We start from the raw sequence: 15,396 nt of genomic DNA on the forward strand, positions 1-15,396 counted from the left end.
AAATATTTTAAACAACACTCTTTTTGCTATTTTTTTATTTCGGATAGCATATGTAATACTTCACAGTTGTTTGTGATAAAGCTTCTAAACTTAGCTCTTCTGCAGTTTTAGTTATGTCTACTAGCCTGCCATTTTTGGTGAGTATTTTTATTACTTCTCGTTCAGGATTGTAAGCTCTATTAGTCATCATTCCTGTAAAAACAAAATATTTTACCTCTTCATTAGTATAGCCATTAGCTATAGCTAATTTTTGCAAGCGCACTATTTTCTGCTCTTCAAAATTATTAGTACGTACCTTTATCTTTAGCAAGTCCCTATTTAGTAACATACCACTCAAATCTGATAATATCTTATCAGGGTGAAACTGCCACTCTTTCATTGCAGCAAAAATATCAGTATCATCCAATAAAGCAAACTTTTCTAGCACTTCTTTACTAAGGTCATTCTTAGTAATCCTGTTTTTTACAAAAAAAGCTAAAGCCGTCGACATTTTTAGTTCATCTCCTTGTTGTACAAGCTCTTTTGCACGCTTTAGTAGGCGAATAAGCATCTGTTCTCCTCCTACACTGGTTTTGTGTAGATATACTTGCCAATACATCAATCTTCTGGCAATAAGGAACTTCTCTACTGAGTATAAGCCTTTTTCTTCTACTACCAACTCATCATTGCGAACATTAAGCATTGAAATTAGGCGTTCAGAGTTGATATTACCTTCAGCTACTCCAGTGTAAAAACTATCCCGTTTTAGGTAGTCAGCTCTATCCATATCTAACTGACTTGAGATCAGTTGATGCATAAATTTACGCGGATACTCTCCTTTAAATATGCTTATAGCTAGTTCTAGTTTGCCTCCAAGTTCAGTGTTCAGCTCTTCCATAAAGCGCAGCGAAATTTCCTCGTGCGATATGTCTTCCACAATACTATGTTCCATAGCATGTGAAAAAGGTCCGTGTCCTATGTCGTGTAATAATATAGCTATATATAAGCCTTCAGCTTCTTTATCCGATATTTGCACTCCTTTAAAGCGTAACATTTCTACCGTTTTTTGCATTAGGTGCATACAACCTAAAACGTGTTCAAAACGGGTGTGCTTAGCTCCTGGAAACACTAAGAAAGAGAGTCCCATTTGGTTAATGCGTCTTAACCGCTGGAAATACCTATGCTCAATGATATCAAATACTAATGAGCTCGGTATATGAATAAACCCATAAATCGGGTCGTTAATAATTTTTAGCTTATTTCGTTGTCGCATTCAGTTGTTTGTTTTTTAACCATTGCGAGGTAGCCTGATAGGTCGATATACAATTATGCACTCCTTCTTGTTTAGGGGTATCTACTTCTTTTTGTTCATAAAATAAAGGATAAGCTGCTGCAGGTTGTTCAGCTTTAGCTTGTAATGTGTATTGCATAATCTTATTTACAGGCGAAATAATAGTAAGATTCTCAGGGGTTAAATACCCTAAATCTTGATAAGTAGCAATATAAGCACGCGGTTTGTAGCCTTCTTTTAGTACATCTTGCCCTATGAATTTAGAGGTATAGCTAAAGTTCAATAACCCCATTGCTGTGGGCATAATGTCTATTTGTGAAACCATAGTATCTATCTTTTTAGGGGTAATAAAATCTCCTAAGATAAAACACGGAATTCTATATCCATCCAAAGGTAATTCAGTACTTCCAGCGCTTGATGCACAATGGTCTGCTATAATTATAAATAGGGTATTCTTGTACCATTCTTGTTCTTTTGCCATTTCAAAAAAGCGCTGTAAGGCATAATCGGTGTATTTTACACCTCCAGTACGACTCTTTTCTGTAGGCGCAATATCTATTTTCCCTTCAGGATAAGTAAATGGGCGATGGTTGCTCACAGTCATCCAATGATTAAAGAATGGTTTGCCTGTTTTAGCTTGTTCATTCATTACTTTAATAGCTTTATTAGCCATATCTTCATCGCATACGCCCCAAATATTTGAAAAAGTAACTTCTTCAGGTGTAAAGCTATCTCTATCTACTATATCATAGCCATTACCACCAAAGAAATCTTTCATATTGTCAAAATAACTATCACCTCCATATAAGTACTTCACATCATATCCTTTGCTCGCAAATACCCTGCCAGTAGTAAATTTGTTTTTATTGTCTTTGCGCTTTACTACACTCTCTCCAGGTGTAGGAGGGATGCACAAGGTTAGTGCTTCCAAGCCGCGTACTGTGCGGTTACCTGTGGCATAAAGGTTAGTGAAAAATATACTTTTATCTACCAAGCTATTCAAAAAAGGTGTGCGGTTATCATCATTGCCAAAAATAGCAAGATATTCTGCCGAAAGGCTCTCAACCGAAATAAGCACAACATTTCTATGGCTTTCAGTTGTATCTGCTGTAATCTCACGTTCTATAGTTGTGGCGTGTAATGGGCGTAGTACATTAACTTCGGCTTCAGCTTCATCAATAGTAGGGTAAAACTGAAAGTAATCTAACTCACTATGAGTGAAAGCATAATAGAATTTGTATACTCCATTAGCTTGTATTTCGCTAGCAAATACATTGCTGCCACTTAGTTTATGCAAGTTAGGTAATAGCCATAACCCAAACAAAGCCAATATCCCATATAACACACAATAACTTACTTTTTGTACAAGAGTAGGAATAGATACTAGTGCCTCTTTAGTTTTTACAAATACCCAAATAGTAAGAGCCAAAACTACCACAAAAACACCTGTAAATAAAGGTACAACAGGATAACTCTCCATAATATTACCTATCACTTCATTAGTATAGATAAGATAATCAACCGCTATAAAGTTATACCTGATGCCAAATTCATTCCAAAAGAAATACTCACTTACAGCATTCATTACTATCGCAAAAATATAGATAGCAAGAGTTATAAAGTACAGTATATTTCGTAAAGTAACCCTATATTTTGGAAAAAACAACAGTAAGGCAAAGCACAGTGTCTTCAGCCCAAAAAATGCTAAGGCTATTTCTGGTATAACTCCCCCGTATTGTGCAAAAATATTATTAGGATAAAACTGAATATATGCTAAAAAAAGCAGCAATATTCCCAAAATCAGATACCCATAAGGCTTCTTGTACTTTACATTGGCAATAAACACCAAATAAACTGCCAAAATACTCATAGCAAGTACAATAGTAAGCGTGTCCGATACCAACCCTACCGAAAACATCTTCAGTATATCAACTACCGAAAACTGTGCCGTAGTAATAGGGTGAGCAATGAATACAATACGCATCAATGCCGATAATACTACATATAAGCCCCCTATGTACAAAAAAGGTTTGAGTTTGTTTAAGAAATAAGCCATATAAGCTGTATGATTAAAAAAAGAAACGCCTTAGTGCTTTTAAATTTAAGGCGTTTCATTAACAATGAACAATTTTTACTGATTATTAAGCATTATTGGCATCGCCAACATAAGTACTTTCTCCCCTTCATCAAGCCCATCAATAGGAGTAATAATACCCGCACGATTAGGCATCGACATCTCAAGCAATATCTCGTCAGAGTCTAAGTTGTTTATCATCTCCTTTAAAAACTTAGAGTTGAAACCTATCTCCATATCATCTCCCTGATAATTGCAAGTAAATCGTTCCTCTCCCTTATTACTGTAATCCACATCCTCTGCCGATATTACCAAGCTAGAGCCCGCTACCTTTAAGCGTATTTGATGTGTTGTTTTATTAGAGAATAATGACAAACGATTTACCGAGTTATAAAATTGAGAGCGGTTTAAAGTCAGCTTGTTAGGGTTTTCTTTAGGGATAACAGCATCATAGTTAGGATATTTCCCGTCTATAAGTCTACAGATAAACTCCATATCATCAAATGAGAATTTAGCATTACTCTCATTGTATTCTACTGTCACCTCAGCCTCACTACCCGCCAAAATACCTTTCAATATGTTCAGCGGCTTTTTAGGCATAATAAAGTCTGTAGCCTCACTAGCTTTAATATCCAAACGTTCGTATTTTACCAATTTATGAGCATCAGTACCTACAAAAGTAAGCCCGTTTTCGTTGAACTGGAATAAAACACCACTCATTGTAGGACGCAAATCATCATTGCCCACAGCAAAGATAGTCTTTTGTATAGCTGTCGAAAGTACATCACCAAGCATAGTAACCCTACTCGCCTCAGGTAACTCCACAGGACGTGGGAATTCAGCACCGTCTAAGTATGCCAATGAATAATTACCCGTAGTCGAACTGATTTCTATTACATTATTCTCTTTCACCAAGAAAGTAAGCGGTTGTTCCGAGAATGTCTTAAGAATATCTATCAATAATTTAGCCGATACCGCTATACTACCCTCCGAATCCGATTCCACTTGCAAAGTACCTTTCACAGTGGTCTCTAAGTCCGAAGCCGAGATGGTCAATGAATTGGTAGATAGTTCAAATAAAAAGTTATCCAATATAGGCATAGTGTTATTGCTGTTAATAACACTGCCAAACACTTGTAATTTTTTAAGTAGGTAGGAACTTGATACTATAAACCTCATATTTTTATTGTATTTTAAATAACAAAAGCTACCCCATTATAGGTAGTGAATGCAAAATTACAAACATTTTTTCTAACTACCAAATATTTCAACGATTTTTTTAAAAGCAAACCCCATACCCCACACTCCCCCAAAACCTTCCTGCTGCCTCCCATCCTAAAACTCAGAAAGCCCCAAACCCCAAAAAACTATCTCAAAAACTCAGCCTATCTTGAACGAACGAATAACGAAGGATAAACGAACTATAAACGAAGGATAGTTACCCCTTCTCCCTCCCAGTATATAACACCTACCCCAACCTAATAAAAACAAAAAACGTTTCCTCAACATCTAAATGATGTCTCGAAAACGAAAAAAAACTGTTTTTTACCCCCAAAAACAGAAAAAAGCATATCTTTTATCCCTTACCCAATCACTCCCTGCCAAAAGAATAAGTTTGAGCCTCTATAAAATTAGGATAAACCCCTCCAAGTACAACATTTGTAATATTCTTTTCAAAATATGCCTCTAAAGGTAAGAAAATATCAGTGGCATCTGTCCATATCCGCTTCAAATGAGGCATTTTAAGCAAAGGCGAAGCATCTTTTATAGGATTAAAGCATATATATAATCTATTGAGCGTTTTTATACCAACCAAATCACTAAGGTCTTCTATTGCATTACTATCCAATTCCAAGGTTTCTAAGCAAAGCTCTCTCAACGGAGCAAGATTAGTAATCTTATTGTCGCTCAAGCGCAAGGAAGTCAGGTTTTTCATATTTTTCAAAGCCGATAAGTCACTTATTCGGTTGTTTTCCAATTGTAAATACGTTAGCTTATGTAAGGCTGCCAAAGGCGAAATGTCAGTTATATTATTCCTGTCCAATGTTAGTTCAGTAAGATTTTGTAACTTCTCTATCCCCTTAATACTACTAATTTTATTGGACGACAGACTTAAAATTTTTATTTTAGGCAACTCGCACAAAGCGCTAATATCTTGTACTTCGCTGTTATAAATCTCTACATTTTTTAGCTTTTTGTATTTAGCTAAAGGTGAATAATCCCGAACATCAACTCCAAAATTCAGTTTCTCTAGTTTATCCAAAGGAGGCAAGGCTTCTAAGTGTGTAATACCCCCCGAATATAATTCCAACTGCTTTATGTTAGGAAACATTTCCAACTCAGCTAAGTCTTCAGATACCAAATCATCATTCTCAATAAGCATTTTAGTAACAAATTCAGCTCCCTCTTCTTTTACCAATACTCTCCTACCTTCTTTCACTAATAGATGAGCGTGCTTCTTTTTAAGATAATGTTTTACCTTCTGCTCTATAATTTTACTTTTAAATCTGATGTACGACATTTTTTTAATAATTACGTTCTAAAATCTTATCTGTTATTTCTTATTTAAACTGAATGTGCGGATATTTTGCTTCAAACTTCGCAATTTTCTCCCTTAGCTGTGCCAAAAATCGCTGATGGCTTTCAGTCTCTGGATTAAAAGGTCTGTGTTGTAGTCCTTTTTGTATATTGTCTACTGTTTTCATATCAGCTTGGGTATCATTAGTAATATAACTATTGATAAGTCGTTCCCATATATATAGTATAGCCATAGGCGAGGGGTGCAGCATATCATCTGCATAAAAGCGGTAATCACGTAGTTCATCTATCAGCAGCTCGTAAGCAGGGAAGTAAGCAGCTTTTTTAGCCGCTATTAACGGATACAGAGCGGTAAATAACTGTCCTTTACTCACCTGATTTTCAAAAAAACCATCTTTGCTGTGCCTTACCGGCGAAATAGTGAAGATGAGTTGCAACTCTGGGTTGTAACTCTTTACAAGTTCAATAATATGAGATAAACTATCACTTATCTCCTCCACCCGAAGCAGTCGTTTGCTGAAGTGTGCTTGGGGTAATTTATGGCAGTTTGCCACTATGCTTTCAGTGCTATTGTGTATATACACCCATGAGGTGCCCAAGGTAATAAAGCAAACAGAGGCTGTTTGCAGCGCTGTACGTAGTTGTGTTTGTTGTTCATTAGCAAAGGCAATAGCTTCTTTTAAGGTCGGTTTGCTAAGCGAAGAATGAAAACTGAAGCTATGCCAAAGCTCGTTGTAGTTAAAAAAATCATTATCAGTATACACCTCACCTTGTATTGCCCTATTAATAACATTTTCAATGGCTATAGGCTGAAAAAGTGTCCCAAAAGGGTTCAAGGTAATCGGGAACTTGTAATAAGCAAATTGCTCACCCATATTTACAGCAAAGCACGAGCCTAAGCTCACTATTTCTGAATAGTAAGTAATACTTGGTGTCTCTGCAATAGTAACAATTGTTCTAAAGTCCATTTTCTAATTTTAGCAAATATGCTTTTCGTGTAATCCCTCCTGTGTAACCTCCAAGGCCTCCATCATTGCCTATAACTCTGTGGCAAGGCACAATAATAGATAGTCTATTCTTGCCATTAGCATTAGCTACAGCGCGCGCAGCTTTAGGGTTACCTATAGCTACAGCTTCTTCTTTATAGCTTATAGTCTTGCCGTAAGGTATAGTTTGTAGTACTTTCCATACCTCTTCTTGAAAGGGAGTGCCTACAAATTGTATAGGTAAACTGAATTCTTTTCGTTCTTTGGCAAAGTATTCTTTTAGTTGTTGTTCTAATTGTAGCAGGAGGTCGTTTTCTCTATCTACATTAGTAGCTCCTAAGTGTTTTAGTACAATAGCTTGGTCAAGGTGCCAACTAAGGTTGTCCAAAAAGTCCACTACATAAATAGCCTCATCAGTTGCCATTGCTATCAGCATTCCTATCGGGCTGTTTATTTTCTTCTGGTATAGTTTCTTGTTCCTCATTTGTTGCCTCACTATTAGGGTCGTATTCTGTTTCTTCTAAATCTTTACTTTTGCTACCCAAGCTTATTTTAGGGTTTTGCTGGGTACCGGTCACTTTTATAGGGATACCAATAATGCCCAATGGGGGTAAGCCTAAGCGTATTTTGAAATTCAGCTTACCATCAAAACTGCTTTGCCCTTCAATACGTGGTCTAAACCCAGATACTTTAAATTTGAACCGCTCTACTGTAATAAGGTTATTCTTAATAGTAGTCTTAATATCAATAGTCGATAGTTTGCTGTCTCGCAGTGCATCAGTACCAGTTTTGTCACTTATTATATTAAAAAGTTTGAAGCCCTTCATCTGCACACTATCTACCGAAAGTACACCCCCTCCTACTACTGATGGGTATATAGGTAGCATCTCGTCATTCAGTTTTCCTTCTACAGCGTAATCTAATGAAATGATACCCCTTGCATCTTTTGCCATCGAAACCATTTCTCTAAACAGTTTCACTTCCTTATAAGCTTTTTGCACATCAAAGTTCTCTGCTTTTATCTTGAAGTTAAACCTAGCACGTTTAGGGGTTTCATCTGCATATAGGGCATCAATATGGGCAGTTACTCCTATAAGGTTAAAAATTACATTTTTAAGCGATAGCACTCCTCTTTTCAGTTGGGTGCTTCCTCTTAGGTTTTGGATGGTAAGCCCTTGTATGGCTACTTTTTTAAGGTCAGCATTTAGGTTGAAGTCAAACACTTTAGGCACAGCTATTACCCCTTTTTCAGTAGTTGTAGTGGTGGCAGTAGTAGTGCTTTCTGTAGTAGTATTTTCGGTAGTTTCGTTTTCAGTTATATCAAGGGGTTGCATAAATGAATCTACATCCAGATAGCGTGAACTTACCGAAAAGTTCCCCTTTAGTACTTCTTTATTTGATAGCAAAAAGTTTATCACATTGCTCATTCGTCCATTCATCACAAAGTCCGATTTGCCATACATAGCACGGAAGTTGCTAAAGAGCATATCATCTTGTTTAAATCTAAAAGTACCTTCTTGTATCACAAATGGCAGGGGTAGGTAATCGGTAGTAGTTTGTATATTGTGTAGCGTTACCACTCCTTTGTTTTCCAGCAGATGATACCTCCCTTTAGTAGCATCACTCTGTTTCCCCTTTAAGCTGATATCTGCATTAGCATACCCCTGGAAGTCTAAACCTTTTTGCGAGAATACTTTGTAAATCTTAGCTATATCTAGCTCACCTTTAGCCTGCAAATCATACCTAATATCCTCAAAATCTTCCATTGATAGCTGTACTGTAAAAGGTTTATCTTCAAACTGAAAAGTAAGCGGTAAGAGTTTTACAGCTAAGGTTTGCAGGGTACCATCAGTATTCTCAAGGGTACCATTGCACTGTATATCAGTAATAGGGTTCGGGTAATAAGCGGTTTTTAGGTAACCATTACTGAGCTGCCAATTTCCTTTGGTAATAGGGAATAAATGTTGAGCAGGGGCATAAGTACCTTTAGCTTTTATATTAGCTAAAAGCATTCCTCTTAACTGCAAGTCTTTTCTATCCAAAAGGTGCATTACATTGTCAATATCTATATTAGCCCGCACCTTAGCATCCACCACCGGCGGATTCAAACCATTTAAACTAAAAATACCCGAAAAATACTCTTTACCTATGGTAAAATAAATAGAATCAAGTTTTACACTCGCCTTATTTACATCTAATGCAGGTAAGTTTGCTTCAAAGTTCAAATACAGATTTTCAGCATTCACAGGCACTCCTTCATAGCCTACGGCAGCCTCACGTACCTTCATTTTTAAGTATATATCAGGACTTAATCCCTGTGAGGTAATATATTTGCCTTTCATAGCAAATTCTAAGTCTGTTTTACCACTAAGAGTAGCCTTCTTATGCCACTGAGTAAATTGTGGAGGCAAGGCTGTAAAAAGGTCGTCTAAATTGCTATTAACCGAATTAATTGCTATATTAATATCATACCCATTGCTTAAAAAGTCTAACTTTCCTTTAAAATCAACAGGCAAGCGGTTTATTTTTAGATTGTTCTGCTGAAATATAAATGATAGCGAATGGGTATTTATTTGGGTTGTAAGCTCAGCATTTATATGTTTATCTTTTAGGTAAGATTCTCCCCCAAAAAGAAAACTAAACTGTTGTATCTCGGCTTTGGTACGCAAACTAAAAATAGATTCTTCCAAGCCTCCTTTACCTAAATAATTAAACCCATTAGCCGTAATATTAATCCCAGTCGATTTGTCATCATAAATCAATCTAGTATTTCTCAGCTCAATACGTTGCAAGTTTATTCCAGTATCATCAGTTGTATCATCACTTTCTGCTTCACTTCCCGATTTGTACACATTGTAATTAGCTTCTCCTTGCTCATTTACTTTAATATGTACAAAGGCATTTTTTAGATAAATCTCCTCTATATCAATCTTTTTTGAGAAAAGTAAATCCTTCACATCAATCCCTAATGAAAGCTGCTTTACCGATACTAATGTATCATTGGCATAAGGCGCAGAGCCTTTTAGCAGTACATCATCTAAGTTTAGGGTAAGTGAAGGAAAGTGTGTAAAAAAGGTAAGATTAGCTTTACTAAAATTCAATTCTCCATTAAGGTTGTCATTGGTTAGCTTCTTTATCTTTTCTGTAACATACTCAGGGTATAACATTGGGAATATCACCACAAATGCCAAAAGCAGGGCTATCAATAACCCTGCGTATTTTAAAGCTTTAAATATATATTTTCTCATTCAGTTTTAATCATAAAAAGCTTTGTAGTGCCAGTTCATAACTCTTCAATCCAAACCCCACTACTACACCTTTCACTACCGGCGAAAGGTACGATTGGTGTCTAAAAGTCTCTCGGGCAAAAGTGTTAGAAATATGTACTTCTACCACAGGGGTGCTTATTGCTTTTATAGCATCAGCCAATGCTACCGATGTATGGGTATATCCTCCAGCATTTAGCACAATACCATCATAACCGAAGCCTACTTCATGAATTTTATCTATCAGCGCACCTTCGTGATTGCTTTGGTAATAGCTAAGCTCTATTTCGGGAAACTGCACTTCTAAATTTGCTATAAAATCCTCAAAACTCTCCCCTCCATAAATCGATGGCTCCCGTATGCCCAATAAGTTTAAATTAGGGCCATTAATAATTAATACTTTCTTCTTCATCTACTAATTTACTAAATTGCTAATACACCAATCTGCTTTTTTGTCAATTAATTTTTATGCTTCCTAATCCCTTTATCACTTGGCTGCGTACTTTAGGATTTCCATTCACTTTTATACTGCCTACACCTCGTACTATGGCATCTAGTTCTCCACTTACATATGCATTAATTGAGCCCGCTCCTGCAATATCCAAAGTTGCATTCATAGCCTTTAAATTATTACCATTTACCGAGCCAGTACCATTAATCTCTACAGCTAGTTCTTGAGTACTTCCGCTAAGGATAGCACTACCTGCTCCTGCTATACGTAAGTTTAAGGCACCCGTCTTTAAAGCAGCATTCACATTAGCAGTCCCATTTATTTTCATTTCCAAAGTCTCTGCTTCTAGTTCTTTTTCAGCTCTTATACTAACGGTACCTTTTACTACCACTCCTTTAAGCTGATTGTTCACAGGTACGTAAATTGTGAAGTTGCCTCTACGAAAGTTAAAAGAGTTATCCATGCTTATTTTAAGTGTGTTGTTTTCCACTTTAGTAATAAGATAAGGAAGTGATTTTTCAGGCGCTTTTACAGTAAGTTCACCTATTGTACCTTCAGTAAGCACTATCACATAAGCCCCCGATACTTCTATCTGTGTATAAGCTCCTACATTGCGGTTTTCTGTAACCATATTCTTCTCTTGGCTGCATGCTGTTACACTCACCAATATTCCAAATAAAAAAGTAATAAGTTTTTTCATAGTCATTTACCCCAACTTTCCCCCAGCAGAGGTCAGTTATAAGGTCCTCATTTTATGTTATACAATTAAAAAAATATCCACGGTGTTACATTCTTAATCTTCTTCTCTTTTTTGATGGGTCAAAGCAAGCACCTCTCTCACCTTTTCCACTATCTGTTCTACTCTAACCGTCTCTATAGCTTTCTCATATCCTTTCGGATACTTCTTCCCATATACCGATGTCGGTATAAGTGGGAAATGCTCTCTATCTGCCAGCAAAGCATTCTCTATAGGTTGTCCATAAGGGTAAAAACCCGCATAAGGATGCGTAACTCCCCAGATAGTAATTGTAGGTACCCCATACATAGCCGATAGGTGCGCATTACCACTGTCCATCCCAATCATTACATCCAAGTGCGAAATCAGTTCCAATTCTTGTGTGAATGATAACCGTCCCACCATATTCTCAGCATTAGGCACCGAAATCCTACTCACTTGTTCCTCTTCAGCCTTTCCTCCACCAAAAACATAAATCTTACTATCACAATACTCTTCCGATAGCCTCTTTATAACTTCACACATCCCTTCAAAAGGGTACTGCTTTCCAGGATATGACGCAAAAGGAGCCACCCCTATTCGTACACCTTTAGGCAGCAATTTCTGTACCACTTCACTTAGTTTTAAGGGCGGAAGTATATATTCTTCCGATAAATCAATAGGATACCCCAAAGCCCCAAACACATCAGCATACCGCTGGTATGAAGGCTTTAATTGCCTAAATGATTTGAAACGATACCGTGTCAAAGCCTGCTTTTCCAGCCTGCCCTTATCAATCTGTGCAAACGGAATCTTAGCCCATCTAAAAAAGAATTTAAGAATATTAGTGCGTAGTACATTGTGAATGTCAGCAACACCATCAACGCCCCTAGCTCGTAACTCTTTGTAAAGTTTATACAACCCCAATACCCCTGCGTGCTTCCCATACAATTCAGGCGTAAATACACTCAAATTAGGTATGTGCGCAAACATAGGTGCAAATAACGGACGCGTAACCATCGTGATTTTTACCTCAGGATATTCACACGCAAACGCCGTAATTACAGGTACGCTAATGGCTACATCTCCCATAGCCGACATTCTAAAAATAGCAATATGTTCCATTTTGTTTTGGTGTTAAAATTATTATTATTAATTTTGTGCCTTCAATATAGCACTACTATAGCCTAAATAGTATATACCTTGAACGAAGGATAAACGAACTATAAACGAAGGATAGTTAGTGAGCTGGTAAAACTCAGTAGCCCCTAAGCTATATACAGCCAGTAACCTCTACTCAGTATCTCACTCTTATCCCTCACATTCTCCTAAAAACACGGCAAATGTAATAAAAAAAAACTAATATCAACTTATAATGAAACATTTATTTTTATTTTTTTTTCTAGCCTTCACCTTGGGGGCAACACAACACTCCGTATGGGGGCAACAATCTCCCGTATTTAACTTCAATAACAGCTTGCGCATCGACTTTAATCTGCTCACCGATGCCCAGCACACCGAAGTCCTTTTCCAGCAACTCAAAAAAGAACCTTATTGGGGAGGCTCACATACCAACCTCATATCACCCAATTTAGGTACTCTCCGCCTCCAACTCTTTGATGGCAATCAGCTCGTCTACTCCAAAGGCTTTAACTCCCTATCCAATGAATGGGCTGCAATTAAAGAAGCTAAAACCGAAAAACGCCTCTTTTATCACGCAATGCAAGTACCCTTCCCTCTCAAACCCCTTACAGTACATATCGATTTGCGCGACCATAACGGGCAATTCCAAACTATAGCCAAACAAATCATTAACCCCAACGACTATTTTATTAAAGAAGAAACACCCGTTTCTTACCCCGTAAAAAAACTCCTCCATAATGGCGATGCAGCCAAAAAAGTCGATTTAGCTATCCTCTCAGAAGGCTATACCTCTTCACAAATGGATAAGTTTTATGCCGATGCACAACGTATGACCGACTATATGTTCACCATCCCCCCCTTTAGTCAGCTTAAAAACGACTTTAATATCTACGCTATAGCAGTACCCTCACAGGAAAGCGGAACCGATGTTCCAGGCAAAAACATCTACAAAAACACCGCATTCCACTCATCATTCTACACCTTCGATCAGGAACGCTACCTCACTACCAACTCCCTCAAAGAAATAGCCGATGCAGCAGCCCTAGTACCCTATGATCAGCTCTATATATTAGTCAACACTAGCACCTATGGCGGAGGCGGGTTCTACAATCACCTTAACTTAGGCACAGCCGATCACGAGCTATCCGAAAAAGTATACATACATGAGTTCGGACACGGCTTCGTAGGCCTCGCCGATGAATATTATTATGAATGGGATCCTACATTTCAAGATATGTACAACCTCAAAATAGAACCTTGGGAAGAAAACATAACCACCTTAGTCGATTTTGGTAGCAAATGGAAAGATATGGTCAAGAAGAAAACACCAATACCTACCCCTCGCATTCCCAAGTATCTGAACGAAGTAGGAGCTTTTGAAGGAGGCGGTTACCTCACCAAAGGGATGTACAGTCCAGTACAAGATTGCCGTATGAAATCCAATGAGCCCAAAGGCTTCTGCCCCGTATGTGAGCGTGCTATCCGCAGGGTAGTGAAATTCTACACCGAATAATCTCTATCAATCCACATTTAGCGATAATACAAAAAAAGAGGCTGCTCAATATTTTGAGCAGCCTCTTTCTATTTGCTAAATAGTTAATTTATTAATTAGTATGCAAATAAAGGTCTTTCTTCCATAAATGAGTTTACCTCATTTGCAATTTCCTCCAATACCTCGTCATTAGTATGGTTCGTAATAGCACGGTCTATAAAGTCAGCTATGCGCACCATATCATCCTCTTTAAGTCCACGAGTAGTAATTGCAGCTACTCCCAAGCGTATACCGCTAGTAACAAAAGGCGAGCGAGTATCAAAAGGCACCATATTTTTATTCACAGTAATATCAGCTTTACCCAAAGCAGCTTCAGCTTCTTTACCGCTAATATCCTTATTGCGCAAGTCAATAAGCATTAGGTGGTTATCAGTCCCTTTTGATATGATATCATAACCTTTGCCTATAAGGGTAGCAGCTAGTTTGCGCGCATTCTTCTGTATTTGGATAGCATAGTGCAAAAAGTCATCCGAAAGAGCTTCGCCAAAAGCAATAGCCTTTGCAGCAATAATATGCTCTAATGGGCCTCCTTGGTTGCCTGGGAATACCGAGCTGTCCAATAAAGACGACATCATTCTGATTTCCCCTTTAGGAGTTTTAAGTCCAAAAGGATTCTCAAAGTCTTTACCCATTAGTATCAAACCACCACGTGGGCCTCTTAATGTTTTATGAGTAGTAGTGGTTACTATATGGCAATAAGGGATAGGGTCAGAAAGAAGTCCTTTAGCTATAAGCCCTGCTGGGTGCGCTATATCAGCAAAGAGTAGAGCTCCTACGCTATCAGCTATTTCACGAAAACGTTTAAAATCAATATCACGTGAGTAAGCCGAAGCTCCTGCTACTATCATTTGTGGGCGTTCACGTTCAGCTATTTCTTGTATTTTGTCATAGTTTAACAAGCCTGTTTCTTTCTCTACTCCGTAGAATACAGGTTCGTATAACCTACCAGAAAAGTTCACTGGTGAGCCGTGTGTAAGGTGTCCTCCGTGTGATAAGTCAAAACCAAGTATTTTATCACCTGGTTTAAGGCAAGCCGCATATACCGATGCATTAGCTTGCGAACCACTATGAGGTTGCACATTGGCATACTCAGCTCCAAAAAGTGCTTTAGCACGATCTATAGCAATTTGCTCAATCTCATCTATTACCTCACAGCCACCGTAATATCTACGTCCTGGGTAACCTTCAGCGTATTTGTTAGTAAGTACCGAGCCTGCAGCTTCCATCACTTGGTCGCTTACAAAGTTCTCCGAAGCGATAAGCTCAATACCGCATAACTGACGCTCTCTTTCGTCTTCGATAAGTTCAAAAATATCAATGTCTCTTTGCATATTATGGGATTTGTTATTTACAATTTTCGGCAAATATACGTTGTTTTTGTATATTAGCAAATTTTATTTC

12 protein-coding genes are annotated in these 15,396 nt (G+C 37.7%); 1 reads left to right on the plus strand and 11 read right to left on the minus strand.

Translation table 11 applies throughout. The annotated features are described in order from the left end of the window. Positions 1-34: 34 nt before the first annotated feature. The 10 genes from C4H12_RS01350 to C4H12_RS01395 form a co-directional block, all read right to left on the minus strand. On the minus strand, positions 35-1,252 hold the full coding sequence (locus C4H12_RS01350; RefSeq protein WP_106097319.1) for an HD domain-containing protein: 1,218 nt from the start codon (positions 1,250-1,252) through the stop codon (positions 35-37). Continuing rightward, positions 1,236-3,326, minus strand: a complete 2,091-nt coding sequence (locus C4H12_RS01355) for an LTA synthase family protein (RefSeq protein WP_106097320.1) — start codon at positions 3,324-3,326, stop codon at positions 1,236-1,238. Before C4H12_RS01355 ends, C4H12_RS01350 begins: the two co-directional genes overlap by 17 nt. A gap of 75 nt (positions 3,327-3,401) precedes the next feature. Next, on the minus strand, positions 3,402-4,523 hold the full coding sequence (gene dnaN / locus C4H12_RS01360) for a DNA polymerase III subunit beta (protein WP_106097321.1): 1,122 nt from the start codon (positions 4,521-4,523) through the stop codon (positions 3,402-3,404). Between the two features lie 412 nt (positions 4,524-4,935). Then, complete coding sequence (locus C4H12_RS01365; RefSeq protein WP_106097322.1) at positions 4,936-5,865, minus strand: leucine-rich repeat domain-containing protein; 930 nt, start codon at positions 5,863-5,865, stop codon at positions 4,936-4,938. Positions 5,866-5,905: 40 nt separating this feature from the next. Next, the gene (locus C4H12_RS01370) at positions 5,906-6,850 is read right to left on the minus strand and encodes a GSCFA domain-containing protein (RefSeq protein ID WP_106097323.1); all 945 of its coding nucleotides are present in this window, start codon (positions 6,848-6,850) and stop codon (positions 5,906-5,908) included. Continuing rightward, positions 6,840-7,304, minus strand: a complete 465-nt coding sequence (locus tag C4H12_RS01375) for a methylated-DNA--[protein]-cysteine S-methyltransferase (RefSeq protein ID WP_254424789.1) — start codon at positions 7,302-7,304, stop codon at positions 6,840-6,842. The genes C4H12_RS01370 and C4H12_RS01375 overlap by 11 nt, the downstream gene beginning before the upstream one ends. Then, entirely contained in the window at positions 7,282-10,116 is a 2,835-nt protein-coding gene (locus C4H12_RS01380) for an AsmA family protein (protein WP_106097325.1), read from the minus strand. Before C4H12_RS01380 ends, C4H12_RS01375 begins: the two co-directional genes overlap by 23 nt. Positions 10,117-10,126: 10 nt before the next feature. Next, positions 10,127-10,546 (minus strand): type II 3-dehydroquinate dehydratase, encoded by a 420-nt coding sequence (gene aroQ / locus C4H12_RS01385; RefSeq protein ID WP_106097326.1) that lies wholly within the window; start codon positions 10,544-10,546, stop codon positions 10,127-10,129. A gap of 43 nt (positions 10,547-10,589) precedes the next feature. Next, positions 10,590-11,285 (minus strand): head GIN domain-containing protein, encoded by a 696-nt coding sequence (locus C4H12_RS01390; protein WP_164997581.1) that lies wholly within the window; start codon positions 11,283-11,285, stop codon positions 10,590-10,592. Between the two features lie 93 nt (positions 11,286-11,378). Further along, the gene (locus tag C4H12_RS01395) at positions 11,379-12,425 is read right to left on the minus strand and encodes a glycosyltransferase family 9 protein (protein ID WP_106097328.1); all 1,047 of its coding nucleotides are present in this window, start codon (positions 12,423-12,425) and stop codon (positions 11,379-11,381) included. Between the two features lie 250 nt (positions 12,426-12,675). Between C4H12_RS01395 and C4H12_RS01400 the strand changes: the two genes are divergently transcribed. Next, a complete protein-coding gene (locus C4H12_RS01400) occupies positions 12,676-13,956 on the plus strand; it encodes a M64 family metallopeptidase (protein ID WP_106097329.1) in 1,281 nt (426 codons plus the stop codon). Between the two features lie 95 nt (positions 13,957-14,051). Here the strand turns inward: C4H12_RS01400 and glyA are convergent, their stop codons facing one another. Next, positions 14,052-15,326, minus strand: a complete 1,275-nt coding sequence (gene glyA, locus C4H12_RS01405) for a serine hydroxymethyltransferase (protein ID WP_106097330.1) — start codon at positions 15,324-15,326, stop codon at positions 14,052-14,054. Positions 15,327-15,396 lie beyond the last annotated feature (70 nt).

Source organism: Capnocytophaga sp. oral taxon 878, from assembly GCF_002999135.1.
Taxonomy (GTDB): Bacteria; Bacteroidota; Bacteroidia; order Flavobacteriales; family Flavobacteriaceae; genus Capnocytophaga.